Annotated in this window: 21 protein-coding genes and 1 tRNA gene; 10 read left to right on the top strand and 12 right to left on the bottom strand. The window is 62.2% G+C overall.

Features of this window, described 5'->3' with window-relative positions:
- Nucleotides 1-192: 192 nt before the first annotated feature.
- From QZ408_RS09635 to QZ408_RS09625, 3 genes are all read right to left on the bottom strand, one after another.
- Nucleotides 193-2,769: a CARDB domain-containing protein gene (locus QZ408_RS09635; RefSeq protein WP_292491197.1), complete on the bottom strand. Its 2,577-nt coding sequence runs from the start codon at nt 2,767-2,769 to the stop codon at nt 193-195.
- Nucleotides 2,770-3,358: 589 nt separating this feature from the next.
- The gene (locus tag QZ408_RS09630) at nt 3,359-4,837 is read right to left on the bottom strand and encodes a hypothetical protein (RefSeq protein WP_292491196.1); all 1,479 of its coding nucleotides are present in this window, start codon (nt 4,835-4,837) and stop codon (nt 3,359-3,361) included.
- 507 nt (nt 4,838-5,344) lie between these two features.
- Nucleotides 5,345-6,880 carry a glycosyl hydrolase family 28-related protein gene (locus QZ408_RS09625; RefSeq protein ID WP_292491195.1) on the bottom strand — a complete coding sequence of 512 codons (1,536 nt, stop codon included), beginning with the start codon at nt 6,878-6,880 and terminating at the stop codon, nt 5,345-5,347.
- Nucleotides 6,881-7,350: 470 nt separating this feature from the next.
- Between QZ408_RS09625 and QZ408_RS09620 the strand changes: the two genes are divergently transcribed.
- The 5 genes from QZ408_RS09620 to QZ408_RS09600 all read left to right on the top strand — a co-directional run bounded on the left by QZ408_RS09620 (nt 7,351) and on the right by QZ408_RS09600 (nt 10,984).
- A complete protein-coding gene (locus QZ408_RS09620) occupies nt 7,351-7,980 on the top strand; it encodes a hypothetical protein (protein ID WP_292491194.1) in 630 nt (209 codons plus the stop codon).
- Between the two features lie 74 nt (nt 7,981-8,054).
- Nucleotides 8,055-9,203, top strand: a complete 1,149-nt coding sequence (locus tag QZ408_RS09615) for an ORC1-type DNA replication protein (protein WP_292491193.1) — start codon at nt 8,055-8,057, stop codon at nt 9,201-9,203.
- 46 nt (nt 9,204-9,249) lie between these two features.
- Nucleotides 9,250-10,197 (top strand): methenyltetrahydromethanopterin cyclohydrolase, encoded by a 948-nt coding sequence (gene mch, locus QZ408_RS09610; RefSeq protein ID WP_292491192.1) that lies wholly within the window; start codon nt 9,250-9,252, stop codon nt 10,195-10,197.
- 208 nt (nt 10,198-10,405) lie between these two features.
- Nucleotides 10,406-10,479 (top strand) — tRNA-Val (locus QZ408_RS09605).
- A gap of 295 nt (nt 10,480-10,774) precedes the next feature.
- Entirely contained in the window at nt 10,775-10,984 is a 210-nt protein-coding gene (locus tag QZ408_RS09600; protein ID WP_292491191.1) for a molybdopterin-binding protein, read from the top strand.
- 853 nt (nt 10,985-11,837) lie between these two features.
- On the opposite strand, the gene QZ408_RS09595 is transcribed toward QZ408_RS09600, so the two are convergent.
- Nucleotides 11,838-12,251, bottom strand: a complete 414-nt coding sequence (locus QZ408_RS09595; protein ID WP_292491190.1) for an SET domain-containing protein — start codon at nt 12,249-12,251, stop codon at nt 11,838-11,840.
- Between the two features lie 255 nt (nt 12,252-12,506).
- On the opposite strand from QZ408_RS09595, the gene QZ408_RS09590 reads away from it, so the two are divergent.
- Nucleotides 12,507-13,556 (top strand): ABC transporter ATP-binding protein, encoded by a 1,050-nt coding sequence (locus QZ408_RS09590; protein ID WP_292491189.1) that lies wholly within the window; start codon nt 12,507-12,509, stop codon nt 13,554-13,556.
- 7 nt (nt 13,557-13,563) lie between these two features.
- Nucleotides 13,564-14,331: an ABC transporter permease gene (locus QZ408_RS09585; RefSeq protein WP_292491188.1), complete on the top strand. Its 768-nt coding sequence runs from the start codon at nt 13,564-13,566 to the stop codon at nt 14,329-14,331.
- A 147-nt stretch (nt 14,332-14,478) separates the two neighbouring features.
- Here the strand turns inward: QZ408_RS09585 and QZ408_RS09580 are convergent, their stop codons facing one another.
- Both QZ408_RS09580 and QZ408_RS09575 read right to left on the bottom strand, forming a co-directional pair.
- Nucleotides 14,479-14,655 carry a CxxC-x17-CxxC domain-containing protein gene (locus QZ408_RS09580; RefSeq protein ID WP_214076963.1) on the bottom strand — a complete coding sequence of 59 codons (177 nt, stop codon included), beginning with the start codon at nt 14,653-14,655 and terminating at the stop codon, nt 14,479-14,481.
- A gap of 42 nt (nt 14,656-14,697) precedes the next feature.
- Nucleotides 14,698-14,874 carry a CxxC-x17-CxxC domain-containing protein gene (locus QZ408_RS09575; RefSeq protein ID WP_214076962.1) on the bottom strand — a complete coding sequence of 59 codons (177 nt, stop codon included), beginning with the start codon at nt 14,872-14,874 and terminating at the stop codon, nt 14,698-14,700.
- 326 nt (nt 14,875-15,200) lie between these two features.
- On the opposite strand from QZ408_RS09575, the gene QZ408_RS09570 reads away from it, so the two are divergent.
- The 3 genes from QZ408_RS09570 (at nt 15,201) to QZ408_RS09560 (ending at nt 19,104) form a co-directional block, all read left to right on the top strand.
- Nucleotides 15,201-17,186 (top strand): methyltransferase domain-containing protein, encoded by a 1,986-nt coding sequence (locus QZ408_RS09570; RefSeq protein WP_292491187.1) that lies wholly within the window; start codon nt 15,201-15,203, stop codon nt 17,184-17,186.
- Nucleotides 17,187-17,280: 94 nt separating this feature from the next.
- On the top strand, nt 17,281-18,192 hold the full coding sequence (gene nifB, locus QZ408_RS09565; protein ID WP_292491186.1) for a nitrogenase cofactor biosynthesis protein NifB: 912 nt from the start codon (nt 17,281-17,283) through the stop codon (nt 18,190-18,192).
- A 54-nt stretch (nt 18,193-18,246) separates the two neighbouring features.
- Nucleotides 18,247-19,104 (top strand): DNA glycosylase, encoded by an 858-nt coding sequence (locus QZ408_RS09560; protein WP_292491185.1) that lies wholly within the window; start codon nt 18,247-18,249, stop codon nt 19,102-19,104.
- A 3-nt stretch (nt 19,105-19,107) separates the two neighbouring features.
- Here QZ408_RS09560 and QZ408_RS09555 read toward each other — a convergent pair whose 3' ends face one another.
- From QZ408_RS09555 to QZ408_RS09530, 6 genes are all read right to left on the bottom strand, one after another.
- The gene (locus QZ408_RS09555) at nt 19,108-19,548 is read right to left on the bottom strand and encodes a hypothetical protein (protein ID WP_292491184.1); all 441 of its coding nucleotides are present in this window, start codon (nt 19,546-19,548) and stop codon (nt 19,108-19,110) included.
- Nucleotides 19,549-19,711: 163 nt separating this feature from the next.
- Nucleotides 19,712-20,425, bottom strand: a complete 714-nt coding sequence (locus QZ408_RS09550) for an ABC transporter ATP-binding protein (protein WP_292491183.1) — start codon at nt 20,423-20,425, stop codon at nt 19,712-19,714.
- Complete coding sequence (locus QZ408_RS09545) at nt 20,425-21,198, bottom strand: ABC transporter permease (RefSeq protein ID WP_365995911.1); 774 nt, start codon at nt 21,196-21,198, stop codon at nt 20,425-20,427. Before QZ408_RS09545 ends, QZ408_RS09550 begins: the two co-directional genes overlap by 1 nt.
- Nucleotides 21,199-21,235: 37 nt before the next feature.
- On the bottom strand, nt 21,236-22,063 hold the full coding sequence (modA, locus tag QZ408_RS09540) for a molybdate ABC transporter substrate-binding protein (RefSeq protein WP_292491181.1): 828 nt from the start codon (nt 22,061-22,063) through the stop codon (nt 21,236-21,238).
- A gap of 366 nt (nt 22,064-22,429) precedes the next feature.
- Nucleotides 22,430-22,711 (bottom strand): hypothetical protein, encoded by a 282-nt coding sequence (locus QZ408_RS09535; protein ID WP_292491180.1) that lies wholly within the window; start codon nt 22,709-22,711, stop codon nt 22,430-22,432.
- 610 nt (nt 22,712-23,321) lie between these two features.
- Nucleotides 23,322-24,548, bottom strand: coding sequence for an adenosylhomocysteinase (locus QZ408_RS09530; protein WP_292491179.1), 1,227 nt, complete (start codon nt 24,546-24,548; stop codon nt 23,322-23,324).
- Between the last annotated feature and the right edge of the window lie 223 nt (nt 24,549-24,771).

The following is a 24,771-nucleotide window of genomic DNA, read 5'->3' as shown; positions in this document are numbered from 1 at the left end:
GGTTCTCGCACGATTGACACCCTCCCGGCCCGTTCCGGAAGGTCGCATCTGGGGTGAGGGCGAGCGCGAGGCAGGACCTGATAATTCAGGATCGTTCGCACTATCTCCCGGGGACCGGCAAAACGCGGGGTGACGATCGCGGCAAAAACAGGGCGGGAGGCGGGGATCGTCCCCGGTCCCCCGCTCCAGACGTTACAGGGAGGCGGTCCTGCCGAAGAAGAAGTCGGCCAGCAGGGCGACATCCTTCCAGTCAACGGCGCCGTTTTCATCGAAATCAGCGGCCGTAGTGGGTTTAGCCTTCCCATGTGCCATTTCGGCGGCGACCATTACGTCGGCCCAGTCAACGCTGCCATCTCCGTTGAGGTCTCCCCTGACGGGAGCCGGGCTGGTTCCGACGACGATCTCCTTCCTCATAACGTTGTTGTTCTCATCGCTCTCCAGGATCCGGTTGACATCGTCCACGTGGGCCTTCACGGTGTGCGTGCCCGCGACCGCCTTCCAGGTCGCACCGGCCGAACCGCCGTTCGCGGTCAGGGAGACGGAGGCACCCGGCGCGATTGCCTGCGTGTGGGTGTCGGACCAGACACCGGGACCCGCCGCACCGTCATCGAAGGTGAAGAGGACGCCGTGCTTTGTGCCCGCCGGCGTGGGGGCATCGCCCTGGTTCTTGACCGTTGCCGAGAACGTCACCGCGCTCCCGGGGGCCGGGCTCGCCGGCTCCCAGGAGACGCCGGTCACGACGAGGTCCGGCTTCCCGGAGGGAGCCGGTGTCGTGGGGGTCGGCGTCGGGGTGGCTGCAGCGCCCGAGACCGTGATCTGCTCGCTCCTGACGTTGTTCGCCTCGTCGCTCTCGGCGATCCGGTTGACGTCGTCCACGTGGGCCTTCACGGTGTGCGTGCCGGCAACCGCCTTCCAGGTTGCGCCGGCCGAGCCGCCGTTTGCGGTCACCGTAACCCATGCACCCGGCGCGATCGACCCTGTGTGGGTGTCGGACCAGACACCGGGCCCGGCGGCCCCGTCATCGAACGTGAAGAGGACGCCGTGCTTTGTGCCCGCAGGCGTGGGGGCATCGCCCTGGTTCTTGATCGTCGCCCGGAGCGTCACCGCGCTCCCCGGGGCCGGGCTCGCCGGCTCCCAGGAGATATCGGTCACGACGAGATCCGGCTTCCCGGAGGGAGCCGGTGTCGTGGGGGTCGGGGCGGGACCCGGAACGGTCGGGGTTGGCACCGGCGAGCCGGAGGATACTACCTTCACGTTCTGGAGGGTCGCCTGGCCGGCCGGAACCGTGCTGACGACGGTCACGCCGGAGGATCCGGCAGGGAGGGTCTTAGAGACGATCTCCATATCCTTCACGAGGACGTTTTTGGTTCTATACCCCTCGATCACGAACGGCTTTGCGGCATCGGAGACGATCTGGCCGGAGAAGACGGTATTCACGTTCTCCTTCGCCCAGACCAGCGTCTCCACACGGTTGCCCGACGCATAGATGCTCACCTCGGCGTTGTCGAACTGACCGTTCGTGCCGCCGAGGCTTGCGCCCTTGCCGTTGTATCCGACCGGATCGACCAGGTGGAAGTTACGGATCTTCACGTTGTTCGCGAGGTCGACCTGGAGGCCGTAGCTGTTCGAGTTGATGCTCGTGCAGTTCTCCATCACCAGGGAGGGGTTCGTCGAGCGGGTCGGGACGCTGTAGTAGCCGGCCGGCACCCGATAGGAGAAGTCGGTCCGCCCGATGCCGGTCTCCCTCTCAACGCAGTTGTAGAGTTTCCCGCCGTTCGTTGTGTAGAACCCGTTCATGGAGTTGCCTTCCGCCGTGCAGTTGATGAACGTCGCGTCACAGTTCGGGGCATAGTAGCCGCACCCGAAGTAGTGGGTCGACATGTCGTTGGGGTTGTAGGCCCGGGTCGGGAAGGGTTTCTGCCCGTTGTTTTTGCTCACGCAGTTCTCAAGGACGGCGTTTGTCACCTTCGGGTCGAACTCGAAGTGGAACCCGGACTCCAGCGTGCCCTCCGCCAGGCAGTTCGTCACCCGGAGCCCGTCCATATCGTTTAACTCCGCAAAGTCAAACCCGGTGATCCAGGGGTTGAACGCCCCGTACTTGCCGCAGTTGATCGCGGCACAGTTCTCGTAGCGGACGTCCCGGATCACCTTGTTCGTCGTGCCCCAGGCGTTGTGGAGGAACCCGTAGGTCCCGGTGTCCACGGCCTTGCAGTTGACGAACTCGACGTCCTGAAGGGTCGGGGCATACACGGTCGGGTCGTGGATCAGGAGGTAGACCGCCTGGATGCTCGCGTCCGCCGTTCCCGTGATGTTGTGGACCTTCGCGTGGCTGGCCCGGACGGTCAGCACGCCGAGCCACTTGACGTTGCTGCTGTAGCCGCTGCCCTTGACGTGGAACCCGTCCAGGGTCACGTACTCACGGTCGACGTTGATCCGACCGTCGCGGGTGAAGACGAGGTTCGTCGTTGTTTCACCCTCCCCCTTGAGAGTAGAGCCTGCTTTGGGAGCAATGATCCCTGCACAGTTGTATGTGCCGCTGGAAAGGAGGACAACACCGCCAGATGATGGCAGGGCATTCAGTGCTGCCTGAATCTCCACATGATCATTGACCCCGTCACAGACGTAGGCAGCCGCTGCTTTAGCAGCCGCGCTGCTGTCGCTTGCCGCGACAATCGTGGTGGGGGTCGTCTCGAGTGCCCCGACGATCGGGACGAGCCCGACGATCAGGAACACTGCGATTAGAAGCTTCGTTGTCCGTCTATCTCGCATTATCTCACCTCTCGGGAGATACTGCATTATCTGAGAGGATTGATTTAAAATGTTTTTCAATTTAGTTGAACAAATATGGTGACCCAGAATCCTAAAATATCAATCATATTCCACTAGAATAAGAAATTTGGATTCAATATTAAATCTAAGTGATTATAGAAACTAGTATATATAAAATAAAACTTTAGCGCGTGCGCCCCAGAGGAAATCCGCCCTGACCGGGGGTCGGGGGAAGGAACCCTTGTGAGTGAACAAGCCCCGGATTGTCCGGCAAAACCCATGAAATGTCCCGGGAGATTGAGGGGGCCCACGTTCAGCGGGCCGGGGCGGCAGCCACCAGCGGCCGCACCCAACAGAGGCGGGGAGGGATACCCGCGGCACTGCCCCTGCCCTTGGGGGGCGGGGCGGGGAGGCCGGAGAGCAGCGTACAGGTATCCCCCGCGGGGAGGGGAAGAACCGGCTCCAGCACCGACGATCGCCGAACAGTCTCCGATCCTTCGACTACCCAACTATCCGGCCGTTGACAGAACCCATGCAACACTCCGGGAAGTGCCTGCAGGCGCTCGGGCCTAAAACGACGCCTGATGCATCACCGCACCCCCGGAATAACAGCCACGTTCTCAAACGTCACCGCCCCGGCAGGCACCGTATTTGTGAGGACCACACCGTTGGTGAAAGGCGCGAGGCTCGCGGAGACGATCTCCATGTCCTTGACCCGGACCTTTCTGGTGCGATCCCCCTCGATCACAAACGGTTTCGTGGTATTTGAGACGATCCGACCCGAGTATTCGACATTTTCGTTATTCCTGGCCCAGATAAGCGTCTCGGCCCGGTCACCCGACGCATAGATATTCACCACCGAATTAGCGAGCGGCCCCCCCTGCGACCCGCCAAGGTTTGTCGCCTTTCCGTCGATCCCGGCCGGATTTTCCAGGTGGAAGTTCTTGATCCAGACGTCGCTTGCAAGGTCGAGCTGGAGGCCGTAGCCGTTCGAGTCGATGCTCGAACAGTTCTCAAGCACCAGAGACGGCGCTATCGACCGGGTCGGGGCAGCGTAGAACGATGCCGGCTGGATGATCCGGTAATCGGTCTTCCCGGCTCCGACGCTTCGGTCGACACAACCGTAGAGCTTGCCGCCGTTCGTCGCATAGAACCCGTACCGGCTGTTTCCCTCGGAGTAACAACTGATGAAGGCGATATCTCCCCGGGGGGCGTAATAGCCGCACCCAAAGTAGTGCGTGGACGTATCGTCCTCCCGGTAGGGTTTAGTCGGGTAGGGTTTCTGCCCGTTATTCGTGCTCACGCAGTTCTCAAGGATGCAGTCCCGCTTCTCCGGGTCCCACTCGAAATGGAAGCCGGACTCCAGGTTCCCTTCCGCGAGACAGTTCTTCACGCGGAGCCCCTCGATGTCGTTTAGCTCCGCGAAGTCGAACCCGGTCACCCAGGGGTTGAACGCCCCGTACCTGCCGCAGTTGACCGCGGCGCAGTTCTCATAACGGACATCTTTGATCACCTTGTTCTCCGTCCCCCAGGCATTGTGGAGGAACCCGTAGGTCCCGGTGTCCACGGCCTTGCAGTTGATGAACTCGATGTCCCGGAGCGGTGGCGCGTAGACGTCCGGATTGTGTAGCAGGAGGAAGACTGCCTGGGTGGTCGCATCGGCGGTCCCCTCGACGGCGAGGACCTTCGCGTGGCTCGCATAGATGGTGACCACGCCGAGCCAGCGGTCGTCTCCGGCGGGATAGCCGGTGCCCCTGACGTGAAGATTGTAGAGCGTGACGGATTCCTGGGAGACGATGAGCCGGCCGTTCCTGCTGAACAGAAGGTTCGTCGCGTCCGGCCCCTCCCCACGGAGCATGGTGTTTGCATGAGGGTAGATGTTCCCGGCACAGTTGAACGTACCCTCAGTCAGGGCGACCGTGCCTCCCGACGACAGAGCGTCGAACGCAGCCTGGATGTCACGCTGGTCGTCGATGCCGTCACACTGGATGTCAGCCCGGGCTTTCGACGCGGGGCTGCTGTCGCTCGCCGCGACGACGACCGTCGATCCGGGTACCTCCGGAGGCACGACCGGCGTCGTGGGCAGCGGGGTGATCGGCGGGGAGGGGGCGGGGATACCGGCACCGGCGGATAAAAGTGCAGGACCAGCACGACGATACTGATCAGAGCGATCAGGAGTGCGGCGGCAATACGTATGCGCCTGCCCCTGGCTCCTGGATTCGGCCTCGCTGACATGAGACTATGACCTGCCCGTTACTCTCCTCACGCTGTCGTATCTTCCCGGGCTGAATCGGACTAGCCGGGATCGATCCCCCGCCAGCGGAAACGCTCCAGGCGTCCGGGCGCGGATACCGATGATCCACCGCGCCTTCCGCCCGGTCAACACCCCCTATAATGCGGAGGTACCATTTAAGGGTTTAGTCGGCCCGCCCCCCCGAAGGGTCAGGCGCAGGGGCCCGCAGGGCTAATGTCGGGGTCTCCGGACCCGGCCGAGCCGGAAGCAGCATATACAGGATGCTTCCCGGGGCAGGGGCACCCGGGGCGCTCCTGGTCCCGGTGACGTCGCCAGAAACTCCTATACGGTACCGTTGGCCGGCAGCACCTTGAGGGCTGACAGGTCTACATCCCCCGCCGTCGACCCCTCGACCAGGACCGGATGAGCAGCGCCGGAGACGACGCTGCCGGAATACGTGACGTTTTTGTTGTTCACGATGTACATCAGCGTCTGTGGCCGGCTCCCCGATGCAGCAAGATCGATGGTCGAGTTGGAGATGCCCGCCTTGATCGTCGAATTCACCTGGAGTTCGTCCCCGGGGCACCCCAGCATCGCCCCGATACCCCCGATGCCTGCCGGATCGGTCATGGTGAAGTCCCTGATGAGCACGTTCGACGCACCGCAGATGAAGAGGCCCCACCCGTTCGTGCCGAGGCTGCTGCAGTGGTCCATCACGATGGACGGGTTCTTCGTGACCGGCAGCGACTGGAGTATGCAGTAACCGATGGGTCGCGCAGACCGGCCGACGACCGGGCGGCTCCCGGTGCCGTTCTCGGTGCAGTTGTACAGGAGCATCCCGTCCGGGTTGCCGACAAAAAACCCGAACGCCCTGTTTCCCTCGGCCCGGCAGTTTACCAGGGATACCCGCCCGCCGGGGAGGTAGAAACCAGCCCCGAAGTAGTCCGGGCCGCCCACCAGATAGGTGTCGGGCCAGGGTTTCTGCCCGTTATCCTTGCTCACGCAGTTGATAAAGACGCAGTCCCGCTTCTTTGGGTCCCACTCGAAGTGGAACCCGGACTCCAGGCTCCCCTCGGCGAAACAGTTGCTCACCCTGAGGCCCTCGATGTTGTTCTGTTCGGCAAAGTCAAACCCGGTCACCCAGGCGTTGAACGCCCCGTACCTGCCGCAGTTGACCGCAGCGCAGTTCTCGTAGCGGACATCTTTAATCGTCGTGTTCTCCGATCCCCAGGCGTTGTGGAGGAACCCGTAGGTCCCGGTGTCCGCGGCCCGGCAGTTCGTGAACTCAACGTCTTCGAGGATGGGGGCGTAGACGTTCGGGTTGTGGAGCAGGAGGAAGACCGCCTGGATACTTGCATCGGCGGTGCCCGTGACGTTGTGAACCTTCGTATGACTGGCATAGATGGTGAGGACGCCAAGCCACCTGCTGAGATCGAGCGTGGTTTCCGTGCTCATATTTTTATAACCGCTCCCCGTGATGTGAAACCCGTCCAGGGTGACACGCTCCTCCGAGACGTTGAGCATCCCGTTCTCGCGGAACAGAAGGATCGTCTTATCCGGCCCCTCCCCGCGGAGCGTCGCGCCTGCCGGGGGAACGAGGCTCCCGGAGCAGTTGAACGTGCCTCCGGAGAGGGCAACCGTACCGCCGTCCGGCAGAGCGGCAAGCGCCGCCTGGATCTCCACCTGGTCGTCTATCCCGTCACAGGTGTAATTTGCCTGTGCCTTTGCCGCCGGGCTGCTGTCGCCTGCCGCCACAAAGAGCGGCGTTGCAGCAACGCCCTGGGCGAGCAGGAGGCAGATGACCGCGCCGGCCAGGAGAGCGATCGGCCGGCACGGGCCGGGCAGGTCTCCCGATCTTTCAAGCAGGCGGGTCGTCATAACACTCCATGGTCGTATCGTGCAGGCTCGCGGGCATACCGAAAACTTCTCCGCCCCGTCATGGAGCAGCAGGTCCCGCCACTCCGGGTCCACCGGAAGCCCGGTTTCGGGACCCCGTAAGCCGGTCCCGCTGCCACAACCGGACGGCCCGGCGCAACCGGGGCACGGCTGGTATAGCCGTGGCATTATAAAAAGTGATGGGTGAGGAGATCGGCACACCACTCGCGGATCCCGGTTTCAGGCACTCCTGGCGACAGAGCCGGCACGGGTTTCGCCTGCACGCCGGGCTGCCGGGAAAGGAACGGGGCTGGATACCGGAAAAAACGCCCATTCTCCTCTGGATCACCGATCCACGGCGCGGGCCGCTGCCGGGTGCAGAGGACGGGGAAGAAGGGCCGGATTGACCGGATAGCGCGGCGATTCCGGGCGCCGGTGGAATTGTATATAAGAAAAACAATAATTATTAGCATATGCCCGGAAAGAAGGAAGTCACCATCGGGATCACCATCAACCTCGAGAACTACGAAAACCTCCGCCTCGAGGTTGAGGGCGATGTAGAGACCCGTGAGGATGTAGACGACCTTATCACGTTCCTCGACGGGATGCTTGCCCGGCTCGGGCGCGGGGATCCGGCGACTGCCGAGCGGGTTGACGCATACCGCCGGCGCGTCCTGAAAGCCCGGCCTGGAGAACCTCAGGCACCGACTGCGCGGCCGGTGCCGGAGACGCAACCTGCCGGGACGGCAGCGGCGGCGATCCCCGTGGCTGAACCGGCACACGGAGAGGAGGAGAAAACCTGTCCTCCTGCCGGCACCATCGAGGCGGCAATCCCGCCGGCGCCGGAGCGCCCTGAGCCGCTCCGGGTTCCCGAACCACCCGTTCAACCGGGAGAGAAGGGGGCTTCTCAGCCGGAGGCAGCCCGGGAACAGGCACCGCCCGTGCCGGTGCCTCAACGGGAAACCGCCGGGGCAAAGCCGCCCGGAGCCCCGGCAGAGGACGTCTGCGAGATGTGCGGGGCAGAAGTGACGAAATCGCAGGCGAAACTCTCCCAGCTGTTCATGAGCAAGAAACTCTGCAAGAAATGCATGGAGCACCCGTAACGCCTGCCAGACCCGCGCGATGAGGAAACAACAACCTGGAGGATATATATACTACAATACCTGAGGATTGTATCATGAAGAGGAGCCTGCTCATGTGGGACGAGACGCTCTTTCGTGACCCCGAGGTCTTCGAGATCGATTACGTCCCCGAGCAGTTCAACCACCGCGACGCGCAGATCCGGGAGCTCGCGTTCCAGGTCCGGCCGGGCCTCCGGGGGGGACGGCCCCTCAATACCGTCTGCCGGGGCCTCCCGGGTACGGGGAAGACGACGAGCGTCAGGAAAGTCTTTGCCGAGATCGAAGAGGCCACAAAGCGGCTGCTCCCCGTCTACATCAACTGCCAGATCGATAACACCAGGTTCGCCGTCTTCTCGCAGATCTACCGGCGGGTTATCGGGCACCTGCCGCCGGCCTCAGGCATATCGTTCAAACAGATCTTCGATGCCATAGCCCGGGCCCTCCTGCGGGAGGAGCAGGTGCTCCTGGTGGGGCTCGACGACGCGAACTACCTCCTCTATAATAACGAGATCAACGACGTCCTCTATCCCCTGCTCCGTTCCCACGAGGCCTATCCCGGCGTCCGGATCGGCGTCGTCGCCATCGTCAGCGACATGTCCGTCAGCCTGCAGACCGAGGTGGATGCCCGCGTGGCGTCGGTCTTCCGGCCCACCGAGATATACTTCCCCCCCTATTCGGAGGAGGAGGTCCAGGGGATCCTTGAGGAGCGGGTCCTGCAGGGGCTCTACCCGAACGTCCTCCGGCCCGATATGCTGAACCTTGTGGTAGAGCAGACAATGAAGAGCGGTGACCTTCGCGTCGGCATCGACCTCCTGAAACGGGCGACCCTGAGCGCCGAGAAAGCGGCCCGCCGTTCTATCGAACGAGAGGATATCTGCAAGGCTTACGAGGTTTCCCGGTACCTGCACCTTGCGTACTCGCTCCGGGCGCTCAGGGCTGAGGAACGGGAGGTGCTCGGCAGGATCGCAGAGATGGCGGTTCGTGACGACCAGGAGATGAACGCCGGCGAAGTCTACCATTTCGTCAGGGAGCAGGCGGGGATCAGTTATACCAGGTACTACAAAATGGTCCAGAAGTTCGACGCGATGCGGCTCTTAAACCTCCATTATCGCCAGGGAAGGGGACGGACACGGCTGATCAGCCTCCGCTACGATCCGGATCGCGTGCTGGAGCACCTGCGGCAGGAGCAGACTTCGGTTTCATAATCCTTATCTATTCTGCCACCGTTTGTATTCTGATGAGGTTTTCCACATGCTCAGCGTAAACGAACTGGCACTGGATATTTTTGAAGAACTCTTCGAATACGCCGAGGAGTTCCATGCCGTCCCGCACGAGCTTGACAACGGGGCACGCATCGTAGACTGCGGCGTCAGCACCACCGGCGGGTACCTGGCAGGAAGACGGTTCACCGAGATCTGCATGGGCGGACTCGGTGAAGTCGACATAACGATGGGCCGGATCCGGGATATCCCGATCCCGTTCATCGAGGTCAGCACCGACTTCCCGGCCATCGCATGCCTCGGCGCCCAGAAAGCGGGCTGGACGGTCAACGTCAACAAGTACTTCGCCATGGGTAGCGGCCCTGCACGGGCGCTCTCCTTAAAGCCGAAGCACACCTACGAGGTCATCGACTACGAGGACGAGTTCGATTATGCGGTCATCGCCCTTGAGAGCGACCATCTCCCGAACGCCGGCGTGATGGAGAAGATCGCCGATGCCTGTGATGTGGATGTGGCGAACACCTGCGCGGTTGTCGCCCCCACGGCCTCGATCGTCGGTTCGGTCCAGGTTGCCGGCCGCTGCGTCGAGACTGCGGTCTACAAGTTGAACGAGCTCGGCTTTGACACAAGGAAGATCACCGCCGGTATCGGCCATGCCCCGATCGCCCCCGTCAAGAAGGACGGCACGAAGGCGATGGGCAGCACCAACGACGCCACGATCTACCATGGCAGCATCATGCTGACAATGAACGCCCCGGAGATCAAGGACTACCTTGACAAAATCCCGAGCAACAAGTCCCGGGGATACGGAAAACCGTTCTACGAGATCTTCAAGGAAGCCAAATTCGACTTCTACCAGATCGATACCTCGCTCTTCTCCCCGGCCGAGGTCGTCATCAACGAGGTCTCCGAGGGTGTTGTCTACCACGTGGGAGCCGTCAACCCCGACGTGACGTTAAAGTCCTTCGGGTTCATCTGAACCCTCCTCCCATTATTTTCAGAGGGCAGCACCGGGGGGAGGGCGGCGGAGGCGCGGGGCCGCCTCCGGATGCGGAAAGCGAGGCACCTTGCTAGAGTATTCGATACAGTTCCCGGGAACCTCTTTTCGGAGAGTATCCTGTGCCCAAAGCCCCCGGCAGGCAACAACGTTTATCCCTCCCGGTGCGAAACACTGTAAGGCATCCACGGGGCTTGTGGTCTAGCTGGTCATGACGCTGCCCTTACACGGCAGAGATCGCCGGTTCGAATCCGGCCAGGCCCATCGCAGCACGGCACTGCCGGATAAGCGCCTTCCAGCCCGCTTTTTTGATTATCAATCCAGTCCTTCGGGTTTCTCAGTGCGCCGTTTGAGCACCCGGAGCCGGTCTTCACTGCAGATCCTCACGCGCTCTTCCGACCAGGCCGGCACCGGAACCCGGCGTTGGGAGTCTTCACTCCTGGTGCCGGTTTGCCTGTTCGCACACGGGAGCTCCGTTTTCTGCGGCACACGTCTGCATAGGGGTTTCAAAGACCGAAACTTATATCGTCCAGACCGTAAACCAGCACTATGGTGCATCATGAAGTTAAGTGCGCGAAACCAACTCCCCGGGAAAGTAAAGAAGATTGATTTAGGCGTGGTCACCGCCGAGGTCACCATCGCACTGGACGGCGGCGGTGAGATCACCTCGGTCATCACCAAAAAGGCCGTGGAGAACCTCGGGCTTACCGTCGGCAAGAAGGTCTACGCTGTGGTCAAGTCGACAGAGGTCATGGTCGCCATCGACTGAGAAAAACTCACCCTTTCGTATGAAAAAGCCCCCCCTTTTTCATCCGGTATGCATGTGGCCCTGTGGGCATCATGCGGTTTTTTCCCGGACCCGGTTACACTCCGCAGGCAGCCGCAGGTTGGTACGCAACTCCCAAAACAGCAGGGAGGCAGGGCGGGGGTAACTTGCGCCCCGCCCCCTCTCACGCACGATATCGCAACCCTGATCCTCCCGGCCCTCATCCCCACAGCGACCGCGGATGCCATGGTGACAGCAACCCGAGGGGAGACTGTACAGGCGAGGCAGGTGCAACCGGCCACCCGGCGATGGGGCTCCCGCACCGGATAACAACCGGCATGGCTCCTGCAGGCAGGACCCGGAAACCCCGGGCCACACCCCCGTTCTCATGCCCCCGCTTCCCCGATACCCCGCCGAGATATCTCAGAAACACTCTCAAATTCCTGAAAAACCCTCAAATTAAAGAGCGTTTCCAGGCGGCCCGCACGGCTGGAGGGACGGTTCCAGGGACCGGCAGCCGGTATGGAGGCGGGAGAAAAATTCAATGATCCGGGGATATTTTGGCAAACCCCTTGATTTCCACTGGAGATATGGGCGCATCCACCGGAGTTGCCCGGAGGGGCCGGGATGCTGCCCCTGCCCCCGTCCCGTAATATCGGCAGACGCCGTACGTCCCCCGGGAGCAACCGCAGTCGGGCGGTGCCGGGAGAGCGAACGGCGAACGGTCAGGGTTCCGGGCGCAACACCGATGGAGTCATGACAGATACCCCGCTCGGACACCGCAAGATACCGTCGCCAAACACCGGAAGGCGGTGATCGGCACGAGGAAGAGGGGAGCTGCGGGCAGAAAATGGAGTTATCGCTCCTCCTCCACCACATCGAACCAGACAGGGTCGGGGCAGTCGGGCCGGCCGCCGTAGTTGATGGTGATCTCCTCGCCCTCCCGGATGGCCCGGCAGGCGTAGATGCGGATCTCGCCGCCGGCAACATCGCGGACATGGTCCGCATTCGCATGGTAGGAGTGGTTATAGAGCGACCCGTAGCCCAGCGCCACGGCTGCCGACTCCTCGTGCTGCCCCCAGGCGAAGTAGTAGTTAAAGAGACGCGTCCGGTCAAGGAGCCCCTGCTCATCCGTCCCGTCCATCGCGATCACCGGGCAGACCTCGATCAACTCACCGGCCGCGATCTCCCTGCGGGCAAATACTCCCCGGCCCCGGTTACCCGTCGAACCGACGTAGACGATATTGGGTGGGTATACGGCCCTGTTCATCCTCGCACCTTTCTCTTCGGCACTTTCCGTCATGGTATCGCTGTAGCCCCGCACCTCCCCGGTGCCCGGACCCATCCCTGTGAACCAACCCCGCTCCGGCGCACCGGAGTTGTGCAGAGGGGACGGCAGGCGGTATGTGCCCGGGCACCAGAGGAACGTACGAATTACAGTAATTGGCTCTACCTGTTCAAAAAGAATGCGGGATCGAATACAGACATACCGGGCGGGGGTTCGCTTTTCCCGGGAAGAACAGGCATGAAACCGGGCAAAGGCCGCTCGAGCGGAGGGGGATTTTGGCCTCCCTCCGGGAATGGGGAGCGGGAAGAGAGGAGGGACGAGCAAGCGAAAGAATGTTGTACTTGCACGACGCCACTGACTCATCAGGAGGAACAGGCAATCAGCGACGTCATCGTAGCGCGCGATCTCGAGAAGCGGTTTGGAGATCTCATCGCGGTCGACCATATCACTTTCCGGGTCGGGGAGGGCGAGGTCTTCGGATTCCTCGGGCCGAACGGGGCGGGAAAGACGACGACCATGAAGATGATCCAGTGCGTCTCCCCTAAGACCAGCGGAACCCTCGAGGTCCTCGGCATGGACGTGGATACCCGTCAGCGGGAGATCAAGAGCCGTCTTGGCGTGGTGCCGCAGGAGACCAACCTCGACCCGGACTTCTCGGCCTACCGAAACCTGCTGGTCTACGCCCGCTACTTCGGCATCCCGAAACGGGAGGCGGAGCGGCGGGCAGAAGAACTCCTCGCGTTCATGCAGCTTGAAGAGAAACGGGACGTAGTGATCGACAAGCTCTCAGGCGGGATGAAACGGCGGCTGATCATCGCCCGGGCCCTCATCAATGCACCCGAACTGCTCATCCTCGACGAACCCACCATCGGGCTTGACCCGCAGGCCCGGCACCTGATCTGGGAGAAACTCAGGAGCCTCCGGGCAGAAGGAAACACCCTCGTCCTCACCACGCACTACCTGGACGAAGCGGAACGTCTCTGCGATCGGCTGGTGATCATGGATCACGGCAAGATCCTCGTCGAGGGTGCCCCGGCGGATCTCATCCGGGAACACGCCGGGAGCGACGTCGTCGAGGTGGAGCAGACACCGGCAGTGCTCGTCTGCCTGGACGGGCTCGGGCTGGACTACGACCTTGCCGACGGTGCGATCCAGGTCTTCACGAACCGTCCTCACGACGTGGCACGCGAACTGCTCGAGGTCTGCCGGCACGAGGCGGTTACGGTTCGTCCGGCGACCCTTGAGGACGTCTTCCTCCGGTTGACCGGCCGGAGCCTGCGGGAGTGAGGAGAGGATGATCGATATCACTGAGAGGGTGCGCAGCGTCTGGCGGAGGAACTGGGACGCCTTCCTCAGGACCTACCGGGTGAACTTCATCCCGCCCTTCGTCGAACCGGTCCTCTACCTTCTGGCCCTGGGATTCGGCCTCGGGACGTACATCGAGTCCATCGACGGGATACCCTATCCCGTCTTCATCGCACCCGCGCTCGTCTCGGTCTCGGTGATGTACTCGTCCTTCTTCGAGTGCACCTACTCGTCGTTCGTCCGGATGTATTACCAGAAGACGTTTGACGCCGTCATCGCGACACCGGTCAGCATCGACGAGGTGATCGCGGGAGAGATGCTCTGGGGCGCCACCCGGGGAATGATCTACGCGACGCTGATGCTCCCGGTGCTCCTCCTCTTCGGCGTCGTGGCCATGCCCTCATCCCTGCTCCTCATCCCCTTTGCGTACCTTGCCGGCCTCCTCTTTGCGAGCATCGCGATGTGCTTCACGGCGATCACGCCGAGCATCGACGCGCTGAACTATCCCGCGTTCCTCTTCATCACCCCGATGTTCCTCTTCTCGGGGACGTTCTTTCCCCTCGACCTGCTCCCGGAGCCGATCCAGTACTTCGCCCTCGCCGTGCTCCCGCTCACGCACGTCGTCAGCATCAACCGGGCGATCACCCTCCCGGCGTTTGCGCCGGCAAATCTCCTCAACCTCGCCTGGATCGCGGTCGCCACCGCGCTCTTCTTCGTCCTCGCCATCAGGCTGATGAAGAGACGGCTCATCGTGTGACGGATAGGATTCTGCTCACCGGGGCAGACCCTCCGGGGCGTGCGGGATCCGTGGAGCTGAAGAGATGTATCAGCCCGGCGCGATGAGAGGAGGGAGCCTTGACGCTCACCGTGCAATGGGCGCACTCTGTATGTGCAAAAAAAGAGATTAGAATCTGGGTTTTCTGTGCTTCGGCAGGCAGTCGCGGCAATAGACGGGTCTGCCCTCGGTCGGCTTGAAAGGAACTTCGCACGCTTTGCCGCAGTCGGAACAGACTGCCTTATGGAACTCGCGGGGGCGGTCCTGGAACGAGCGGGGGCCCCTGCTCGGATATCTCTCTTCCATTGGAATTTCACTCACGTTGAGAAACCGTATTCACTAAACGACTCAGTAACGGGGTTTCCTGTGCTTCGGGAGGCAGTCGCGGCAATAGACGGGTCTGCCCTCGGTCGGCTTGAAAGGAACTTCGCACGCTTTGCCGCAGTCGGAACAGACCGCCTTATGGAACTCGCGGGGGCGGTCCTGGAACGAGCGGGGGCCCCTGCTTGAATATCTCTCATCCATATACTTCAACCATGCAGATAGTCTGCACATATACAATTACCTGCCGGCATATATAGGTGCGTCTCATAGGATCCGGCGGGTTCCACCCTGGTACGCCCTGCTCACCCCCATCCTGCCATCCCGGCGCGTGCGGCGGGACTTCCGGGGCGCGAAAATCCCGGGTAAGACGGCAGTTCATTCCGGCGGAGAGATCCATGACACAATGCTTTTATCGATACCCTCCTACCGAATGATCACCCAACTATGGTGCACGTAACCAGTCTCTTTTGTAACCGGACGAAATGTCGATTCTGTCCCGGAGACGGGACCAGGATGAGTGGCCCAGCATGACAGACGAGATCCACACGGATGAACCCCCGGATAGTAGACGGAAGGGAAAAGCCCGGGACAGGCGGACGATCGGTCCAGTCCCGAACCTTGAAGAGCATGTGAAATCCGACTGGTGGAGGCGCATCTTTAACCACCTCTACCTGAAGACCGACGGCGACGTCGTCGACGACCAGGGGATCACCGGGAGAGAGATCGACCGGGTCGCCCGGATTCTGCACCTTGGGCCCGACGAGAAGATCCTCGACCTCTGTTGCGGCCAGGGCAGGCACACCCTCGAACTCGCGCGCAGGGGCTATAATGCCGAAGGCCTCGACCAGTCGCATTACCTGATCCAGCGAGCCCGATCGACCGCGAAGAGGGAGGGACTACAGGTCAGGTTCCGGGAAGGAGACGCACGCCGATTGCCGTACCGGACCGACACCTACGACGTCGTCCTCGTCCTCGGGAACAGTTTCGGCTACTTCGACTCCGTCGAGGAAGACCTGCGGATCCTCACCGAGCTCCGGCGCATCCTCAAACCCTGGGGACGGGTGCTCCTGGATGTGGCCGATGGGGAGTACCTCAAAGGTCATTTCCAGCCCCGATCGTGGGAATGGATCGACCGCACGATGTTCGTCTGCCGTGAACGGTCCCTCTCGCTCGACGAACAGCGCCTGATCTCAAGGGAGGTGATCACCGATGTCAATAAGGGCGTCGTGGCCGACCAGTTCTATGCCGAACGCCTCTACACCCCCGAGGCACTCCAGCGGCTCCTGGAACGGGCGGGCTTCTCCGGCATCGCCTTCCACGAGATCGCCACGGAATCGCAGCGGAACCAGGACCTCGGCATGATGGAGCGGCGCCACATCGTCACCGCGGTCGTCAGGAAAGAATGGACGACGGCGAAGACAAAAGGGCAGGAGAGGGCAAAACATGTCGCGGTGATGCTCGGCGACCCGACCAAGCCCGACGCCCTGAAGCCGTCCTGCGTCTTTGACGACGACGATTTCTACACCATCGACCAGATGAAGGCGGCACTCCGGGAGCTCAAAGGCTACCGGTTCACCTACCTCTGCAAGCACGACACCATGATCCAGGACCTCACGAAACTGAAGGGTAAGGTGGACTACATCTTCAACCTCTGTGACGAGGGGTTCAACAACGACCCGAGAAAAGAACTCCACGTGCCGGCGCTCCTGGAGTTGCTCGACATCCCGTACACGGGATCCGCGCCGCAGTCACTTGCGTTCTGCTACGACAAATCACTCGTGCGGGGCGTCGCGAAGGAGATGGGGATCCCGGTGCCGGACGCCTGCTTCATCACTTCCGGCGACCGCACCTACGACATCGGGGTAACGTTCCCGGTGATCGTCAAGCCCAACTCCGGCGACTCCTCCTACGGCATCACGCAAAAGAGCATCGCCCACACCATCGAGGAACTCTCCGATATCATCAGTTCCCTGCGGACGACGATCGGGTACAGCCAGTCGCTCCTTGTCGAGGAGTTCCTCACGGGCAAGGACATCAGTGTCGGCATTATCGGGAACCCGTCGGGCTACTATACGGTGCTCCCCATCACCGAGGAGGACTACTCCGCCCTGCCTCCGGAACTCCCCCGGCTCTGCGGTTACGAAGCAAAGTGGCTCCCGGACTCGCCGTACTGGAAGATTGTGTCACGGCCGGCAAATCTCCCCGAGGAGACCGAGAAGGTGGTCGTGCGCTGCTGCCTCGCCCTCTTCGAGCGCCTGGAGTGCCGCGACTACTGCCGGTTCGACTGGCGCCTGGACGAGCACGGCAACCCGAAACTCCTCGAGGTCAACCCGAACCCCGGCTGGTGCTGGGACGGCCACCTTGCGAAGATGGCGAAGTACGCGGGGCTCTCCTACCCCGAGATGCTCGGGCGGATCCTGAAGGCGGCGGAAGAACGGTTCGGCATAGGCGAGGAGACAGGTGCCCGGGAGGCGGAGGCTGCCCCACTCGATCTCACCCGGCAGGCGGCCTGACCCGCCACCTTTTTCTGGAGTAGGCATCGGATCACCCGGCAGGCGGCCGGCACCCATCAGTATATAACATCCTCCGGCGCATAGATCATGGATTATGGCCGATGAATCTTACCGAACCGCGACGGTCCAGGGCAGAGAGGTCCCCTACGATCCGGAGCAGCTCCGCAAGATCAGCGAGCATCCCTGCTACTCCGACAAAGCATGCCACACCTTCGGGCGGTGCCACCTCCCCGTCGCCCCGAAGTGCAACATCCAGTGCAACTACTGTGTGCGAGACTTCGACTGCGTGAACGAGAGCCGGCCGGGTGTGACGAGCCGGGTCCTCCCGCCAGGGGAGGCACTCGACCTGGTCAAGAAGGTTATCAAGGAGCACCCCTACGTGAAAGTGATCGGCATCGCAGGACCGGGCGAGCCGCTCGCAAACCCCGAGACGTTTGAGGCGCTCAGGCTGGTCCACGAGGAGTTCCCGCACCTGATCATGTGCATCAGCACAAACGGCCTCATGCTCCCGGAGTCGATCGAGGAACTGGCGAAGTACGACGTCGGGAACGTTACGGTCACGCTCAACGCCATCGACCCTGCGATCGGGGAGAAGATCTACTCCTGGATCGAGTACGGGGGGAAGAAGTACCACGGGCGCGAGGCTGCGGAACTCCTTCTCTCCCAGCAGATGAAGGGGATCGAGATGGCGGTTGCGAAGAAGATGTTCGTCAAGATAAACACCGTCTACATCCCCGGGATCAACGACGAGCATATCCCGGAGATCGCAAAGAAAGTCGGCGAGATGGGGGCGTTCACCTTCAACGTCATTCCGCTCATCCCGCAGTACAAGTTCGCCGGAATAACCCCGCCCACCCAGAAGGATAAGCGGGAGATGCAGGACCGGTGCGCCCCGTTCATCAAGCAGATGCGCCACTGTGCACGCTGCCGGGCGGACGCGATCGGGAAGTTAGGCCAGGACGTGCAGTCCTGCGTCTACCGGGAGCTGAAAGAGAAGCAAGCGTAATCCCGGATATCCATACTTTTTTCTAAAACGCAACGTTCCGATACCGATAGGACCATGACGACGATCACGCTTCCGCCGGACCAGCCGTTCGACCTCGACCGGACACTCGCCTGCGGGCAGGCCTTCCGCTGGGAGAAGGCGGACGGGTGGTGGCAGGGCGTCGTCGACGGCCGGGCCGTCCGGATACGGCAGGATGCAGACCGTCTCACGTTTCTGGGGGCGGATGCGGCGTTCGTCCGCGACTACTTCCGGCTCGACCAGGACCTGCCCGCCGTCCTCTCGTCCATCGACCGCGACCCGGCGATCGGTGCCGCAATCCGGGAGTGCCGCGGCCTACGCCTCGTCAGGCAACAGCCGTGGGAGTGCCTGGTCTCGTACATCTGCGCCACGAACACGAACATCCCGGCAGTAAAGCGGCGAGTCGCGCTCATGGCGGAGCGCTACGGGAGACCGGCGGACGGGGCGGCAGGAACGGCGTACGCGTTCCCGGAACCGGAGGCGCTCGCGGCGGCCTCCCCTGCAAACCTGTGGGACTGCAGGCTCGGCTACAGGACGGAGTACGTCCACGAAGCTGCCGCCGTTGTGGCGGAGCACCCCGACTGGGCGGAGCGGATAGCGGCTCTTCCCTTCGAGGATGCACGGCAAGCGCTTATGCGATTTAAGGGCGTCGGGCCGAAGGCGGCGGACTGCGTGCTGCTCTTTGCGTTCGGGTTTTTTGAGGCGTTCCCGGTCGATGTCTGGATACGCCGGATCGTGGCGGAGACCTACCTGCCTGACATTGCCGGGAAGAGTTGCACCCCGGCAGATTACGAGAGGATCCGGCGGTTCGCGCGGGACTACTTCGGGGAGTATGCCGGGTATGCACAGGAGTATCTTTACTGCGCGCGTGGTCCGGCACGCCGCCCGCAGTGAGGCTCACTCCTTCCGGTTACGGACCCGCTGCCGGATCAGCCAGGCCGCCGCGAGCAGGCCAAGGATGCCGGCACCAATGAGGCCGAAGTGCATTCCGCTCACCGAGAACACAGACGGTGCGGCAGCAATGGCGACCTTCCCCCTTACCAGGGGCGGTACGAGCACCCTGTCACCGCCGGGAGGCTCGTGCCGGAGCATCGTCGTGTTGTAGACGTGGGCCCTCACCTCCGGGGGCATGCTCTCCAGGAATTCGGGGCAGACCTGCTCGTAATACTCGCCGAGGGTTGCGTTCTGCTCCAGCATCCGCGCGTATATCTGTGAGTGCGACTCGTTGAACGAATATTCGATGGGGATCTCCCGGCCTGCAGCCTCTCCGGAAACCGGTCCCGGTACGAGAGCAAAGACCGTCAGCAGTATCAGGAGCAGCAGGTACCCTTGCTTCATCACAACACCCCTTACGGGGCGACATCTGCCCCGGCAGCACGACACCGCAAACCCAGAGATCCCGGGGGGACGGTATGCTATGACCATTCATGGCCGCCCGGGGTAGAAGGTCGTTTCGGAACCTCCGGCCGGAAGGAGACGCTCCCGCCGGAAGCGCCCTCCTTCACCTCTCGGCAAAGCTCGCGATAAACGCATTCTCCCGCATCCCGAGCACCTCCTCCGGCGCCCCGTCGGCCGCAACCCTTCCTTCCTCAACGAGACAGATGCGGTTCGCGAGTTCGAGGACGTCGCGGAGGGTGTGGGTGACGACGATACAGGGGATGCCGGCGTTCCGGATATGCTCTCGGAGTTCCTTTCGCATCGCCCCCCGGGCCCGCATATCGACGGCGGCGAGCGGTTCGTCGAGGAGGAGGAGCTCCGGTTCGAGCACCAGCGCCCGGGCGAGGGCCACCCGCTGCCGCTGCCCCCCCGAAAGCCGGCCGACGTTGACGTCCGCGAGGTCGGAGAGATCCATCGCCTGAAGCTGCTCCGCCACCGACTCGGCTATCTCCGATTTTGGGACTTTCCTGCACCGGAGGCCGAACGCCACGTTCTCGGCGACAGTCATGTGCGGGAAGAGGGCGTAGGACTGGAAGAGGTGGCCGATGTTCCGGTTCTCCGTGGGGACGTCGATCCTTTTTGCGTCCGAAAAAAGCGTCCGACCTCCGAGAGTGATCTCGCCCCGGTCAGGTGTGAGGATGCCCGAGATCAGGTTCAGCACCGTGGATTTGCCCGCCCCGTTCTCCCCGATGAGGACGAGGGTCTCACCCTCCCTGACCGGGAGGGTGATGTCGAGGGCGAAATCCCGCAGTTGCCGGACGGCATGGGCGGAGAGCATCAGGCGCTCCTCCGGGTGACGACCTTCACCGCGGCGATCACGGCAAATGATATGAGGACAAGGATGATCGCGAGGCTGATCGCGGCGTCAAGGTCGCCCTGCATGGTTGTATAGATCGCAAGCGGCATCGTCTGGGTCCGACCCTGGAAGTTCCCGGCGAACATGATCGTGGCGCCGAACTCCCCGAGCGCCCGGGCGAACGAGAGTATCGCCCCGGAGATAAGCCCGCCCCACGCAAGCGGGATGGTGATCCGGAGGGCGACGGTCCAGCGGGACGCGCCAAGGGTCCGTGCTGCATCCTCGTAGAGTCGGTCGACCGCCTCGAAACTCGCCTTCGCCTGCCTGATGTAGAACGGCGAGGCCACAAAGACCTGGGCGAGGACCACCGCGAGGGTGGTGAAGGCGATATGGATGCCGAAGAGGTCGAGGTACTGCCCGACGACGCCCCGGCGGCCGAACGCCATCAAGAGCGCGATGCCCGCCACCGCCGGCGGGAGGACGATGGGAAGGTCGGTGAGGGTGTCGACGATCACCTTGCCGCGGTAGTCATGCCGGGCGTTTACCAGGGCAAGCGGCGTCCCGAAGAGGACGACGATCACCGTGCTCACCGTCGCGGTGACGAGGGAGAGCGAGAGCGCATCGAGGACCACCGGTTCGGCAAGCGAACTGAAGAACGCCTCCGGCGATATGCGCAGGAAGAGCGAGACTACCGGTATCGTGACGAAGAGAAGGAAGAGCGAGAGAAGGGCGGTGATGAGGAGGGTGAGTGCCACCCTCCCCGGTCGCGTCCGGCTGCCGTGCCGGAGTACCTCACTTTCCTGCCGGAATCGGGTCAAATCCATAATCTGTCAGGATGGCGCTGCCGTCCGGACCCCGGACGAATGCTATGAATGACTCCGCCTCAGCCTTGTGCGGCGATGCAGCAAGGATGCCGAGCGGGTATGTGGCCACGACGTTGTACTCGGACGGGATATCGAACCGTATCAGTTTATCCCGGTCGTCTTTTGATACGTCCGATTTATAGACGATCGCCGCATCCGCCTCGCCGAGGATCAGTTTGGGCATAACGTTGCTCACCGCGGTCTCCTCGGAGATGACGTTCGCCATGAAGGCGTTCTTATACGCTTCGCCGTATGCAGGGTCGGCGGCCATCTTGTCGAGCATCTGCCGGGTGTAGTCGCCGAAGGGAACGTCCTTGGTGCCGATGACAATCTTTGTGCCCGGGTTTGCCAGGTCGGCGAGACCGGTGATCTTTGCCGGGTTATCGACCGGGACGATCAGGGCCAGGCTGTTCCCGAGGAACGGGGCCACAGTGCTGTTGTCCATGAACCCACCGCCCTGGAGCGCTTTCATATGTTTCGTGCTCGCGGAGACGAAGATATCGGGGGTCGCTCCCTGCTCGACCTGGGTGCGGAGGGTCTGCGAACCGTCGAAGACGAAGTCGACCTTGACGTCTGTGTTCTTTGCCTCGTAGGCTTTGCCGATGTCCGTGAAGGCTCCTGTGAGCGATGCGGCCGTGAAGACGGTCAGGGTTGTCGGCTCGGGAGTTTGCTGGGTGGTTGTACACCCTGCAACCAGAAGACCGGCGATGATCAGAAGGCTTACTGCAACAAGAGTTGCCGGGGTTGATGATCTCATAAAAACACCTGTTCTATAAGGGGTTACGACTCCAGATATTTAATTTAGTGTACATCGTGCCCACATCAAGGGAATTTTGTTTACATCCCGCGAGAATATTAAAAGGATGCGGTCTTCCCATGGGCAGCACCACCGGAACAGGGGTAAAGTATCGGAGCGAGCGAAAATGGGAGCTTGTGAGGACTCTTCATGCGGATCGATCCGGGGAGCGCGAGAGAGTAAGCCAAGTTTCTGCTCTGTCCCCTGGACAGAAGGGAGAGTACCGCGCCCTCCGGGATAGTCCTCGGCACGAGTGGCAGAACGGCAGAGGTACCCCCGTCCCGATCTCGCGCAGGTTGCACACGAGAAGCGAGTAGCGAGCGGGTATCAGGCACGCCGCCGCTTCACTTCATCCAGGAGCTCGCGACGGATACCCTCGATGCGTTCGTTCACCATCCGGGCGAGGGGTTCGTCCTCGTAGACGCTGTAAAGCGGGGTTTCCCGGCGCCGCACCTCTTCGAGCGCCCTGGCCTTTGTCAGTTCCCCGATGACGGACTGGGCCATATTCGAGTACTCGCCGCTGTCGACCTTCTCCCTCAACCACCGGTAGAGATGGCCCGGCAACCGCACACCCACCTGCTTGCTCGAGACGTTATCGGGGGACTCCATCTTCCCATACAGGTATCCCGGCAAGACAATTATATTGCACTGTTTTTATTTTTCCCATAAGATACCAATAGATACCAATAGATACCGTTAAGCCTTCGGGAGCTCCATGCTGTTGCATGAAAAACGGCTGGACAGCCATCCGGCAGGCGAACAGGAGAAAAATCAGCACTATCCCGGGGAATGGAGGGGCTGGCGCGTGCGGGGGTTAGACAGTACCCCGGAGGCAACGTGCCCGCCGGGTGACGCGGAAGAGGACGACGCATCTACTCTCTGTCCTTTCTGCGGGTGCCGGAACAACATTGAGGATACCATCGCCGCAAGTCCGCGGATCCATACTATCCACCAGTGTCTCAGGTGCGGCCGCTGGTTCATTGACCAGGGACCGGCATGCCCTCTGTGCGGGTCCCAGGGAGATTTTCTCGGGGATGTTATTATTCCCGGCGGCGGCCTGTATGCGCAGTACCGGTGTTGCAGGTGCGGGCATGGGTTTATGCTCAGGATCGACAATGACGGGGATGCCCGCCGGGAATGAACTATCCCACCCTGAAGGGTGGGGTCTTCCCGCTCCGCCCCCTTCACCCCCGCAAGACAAAAAGAGAGGCGGGTCGATTTACGTCCCGATCGTCCAGCTGCTCATATACGTCTCCTGCTCGGGCGTCAACCGATCGATCGAGAGGCCGAGCGCGGCGAGTTTCAGCCGTGCCACCCCCTCGTCGATGACGGACGGGACGTCGTGCACGCCGGGAGCAAGATTTTTGCCGCATTTTGCGATGAACTCCGCGGAGAGCGCCTGGACGGCGAAACTCAGGTCCATCACCTCGATGGGGTGGCCCATCCCTTTCGGCGTTGCGAGGTTCACGAGCCTTCCCTCGGCAAGGACGTGGATGGCTTTGGCGCCGAGCAGGTAGGTGTCGATGCCATCCCGGTGGATGGCGGAGTCCGCGTGTGACGCGAGCCATTCGACGTCGATCTCGACGTTGAAGTGACCGGCGTTCGCGAGGATGGCCCCGTCCTTCATCCCCGGGAAGTGCTGACCCGTGATGATGCCCACGTTGCCGGTGGTGGTGGCGAAGATGTCGCCGAGGGGTGCCGCATCATCCATCGTCATGACATCGAACCCGTCCATATGCGCCTGGAGCGCCCTCCGCGGGTCGACCTCGGTCACGATGACACGGGCGCCGAGGCTCCGCGCCTTCTGTGCAAGCCCCCGGCCGCAGTAGCCGTAACCGGCGACGACGAGCCGTTTGCCGGCGATGAGGACGTTTGTCGTGATCATGATCGATGCAAGCGAGCTCTCCCCGGTGCCGTGGACGTTGTCGAAGAAGTGCTTCATCGGGGTGTCGTTGACGGCGATGACCGGGAATTTAAGCGCTCCGTCCCGGGCCATCGCGCGGAGCCGGTGGATGCCGGTCGTGGTCTCCTCGCACCCGCCGATGACCGAGTCCAGCACCTCCCGCCGCTCGGTGTGGATGCGGTGGATCAGGTCCATGCCGTCGTCGATGGTGATCGCAGGCCGGGCATCGAGCACCCGATCGATGGCCGCGTAATACTCCCCGACGCCGGCCCCCCGCCGGGCGTACGAGTGAACCCCCGCACGGGTGTTGAGCGCCGCCGAGACGTCGTCCTGGGTCGAGAGGGGGTTGCACCCGGTGATGTACACCTCTGCGCCGCCTGCCGCCAGGGTCTCGACCAGCACCGCAGTCTTTGCCTCGACATGGAGGGCCATGCCGACGGTCATGCCGGAGAAAGGTTTCTCCTCGGTAAACCGTTCCCGAATGGACGAGAGTACGGGCATGTACTGCCGCGCCCATGCAATTTTAAGATCTCCAGACTCCATTAAACCACCAGACCCGTTATCCCGCCCGGGTATTCCTCCGGTTTGCCTGTAAAGATATCTTCCCGGATTACTTAAACCTGAGGGGACGGCCGCAGTTTTCCTCGCGGCGTACCGGTGCGGCTCCGGGGAGGGGCAGGCCCGGATACCTGTCCCCCCTCACCCGGCTGTGCTCACGCACCTGTCCTCCCGCCCGTCACACCCCGAAACCCTCATCACCCATCGC

It is taken from the genome of Methanoculleus sp. 10, assembly GCF_913757945.1.
Taxonomy (GTDB): Archaea; Halobacteriota; Methanomicrobia; order Methanomicrobiales; family Methanoculleaceae; genus Methanoculleus.
Note: the sequence above shows the minus strand (reverse complement) of the source record. Positions and strands in the feature narration are given on the sequence as shown.

Excerpts from the sequence above, each read along its gene's own strand:
- QZ408_RS09635 (WP_292491197.1), bottom strand. The coding sequence starts at position 2,769 with ATGCGAGATAGACGGACAACGAAGCTTCTAATCGCAGTGTTCCTGATC.
- QZ408_RS09625 (WP_292491195.1), bottom strand. The coding sequence starts at position 6,880 with ATGACGACCCGCCTGCTTGAAAGATCGGGAGACCTGCCCGGCCCGTGC.
- QZ408_RS09620 (WP_292491194.1), top strand. The coding sequence starts at position 7,351 with ATGCCCGGAAAGAAGGAAGTCACCATCGGGATCACCATCAACCTCGAG.
- QZ408_RS09615 (WP_292491193.1), top strand. The coding sequence starts at position 8,055 with ATGAAGAGGAGCCTGCTCATGTGGGACGAGACGCTCTTTCGTGACCCC.
- mch (WP_292491192.1), top strand. The coding sequence starts at position 9,250 with ATGCTCAGCGTAAACGAACTGGCACTGGATATTTTTGAAGAACTCTTC.
- QZ408_RS09600 (WP_292491191.1), top strand. The coding sequence starts at position 10,775 with ATGAAGTTAAGTGCGCGAAACCAACTCCCCGGGAAAGTAAAGAAGATT.
- QZ408_RS09595 (WP_292491190.1), bottom strand. The coding sequence starts at position 12,251 with ATGAACAGGGCCGTATACCCACCCAATATCGTCTACGTCGGTTCGACG.
- QZ408_RS09590 (WP_292491189.1), top strand. The coding sequence starts at position 12,507 with ATGAAACCGGGCAAAGGCCGCTCGAGCGGAGGGGGATTTTGGCCTCCC.
- QZ408_RS09585 (WP_292491188.1), top strand. The coding sequence starts at position 13,564 with ATGATCGATATCACTGAGAGGGTGCGCAGCGTCTGGCGGAGGAACTGG.
- QZ408_RS09580 (WP_214076963.1), bottom strand. The coding sequence starts at position 14,655 with ATGGAAGAGAGATATCCGAGCAGGGGCCCCCGCTCGTTCCAGGACCGC.
- QZ408_RS09575 (WP_214076962.1), bottom strand. The coding sequence starts at position 14,874 with ATGGATGAGAGATATTCAAGCAGGGGCCCCCGCTCGTTCCAGGACCGC.
- QZ408_RS09570 (WP_292491187.1), top strand. The coding sequence starts at position 15,201 with ATGACAGACGAGATCCACACGGATGAACCCCCGGATAGTAGACGGAAG.
- nifB (WP_292491186.1), top strand. The coding sequence starts at position 17,281 with ATGGCCGATGAATCTTACCGAACCGCGACGGTCCAGGGCAGAGAGGTC.
- QZ408_RS09560 (WP_292491185.1), top strand. The coding sequence starts at position 18,247 with ATGACGACGATCACGCTTCCGCCGGACCAGCCGTTCGACCTCGACCGG.
- QZ408_RS09555 (WP_292491184.1), bottom strand. The coding sequence starts at position 19,548 with ATGAAGCAAGGGTACCTGCTGCTCCTGATACTGCTGACGGTCTTTGCT.
- QZ408_RS09550 (WP_292491183.1), bottom strand. The coding sequence starts at position 20,425 with ATGCTCTCCGCCCATGCCGTCCGGCAACTGCGGGATTTCGCCCTCGAC.
- modA (WP_292491181.1), bottom strand. The coding sequence starts at position 22,063 with ATGAGATCATCAACCCCGGCAACTCTTGTTGCAGTAAGCCTTCTGATC.
- QZ408_RS09535 (WP_292491180.1), bottom strand. The coding sequence starts at position 22,711 with ATGGAGTCCCCCGATAACGTCTCGAGCAAGCAGGTGGGTGTGCGGTTG.
- QZ408_RS09530 (WP_292491179.1), bottom strand. The coding sequence starts at position 24,548 with ATGGAGTCTGGAGATCTTAAAATTGCATGGGCGCGGCAGTACATGCCC.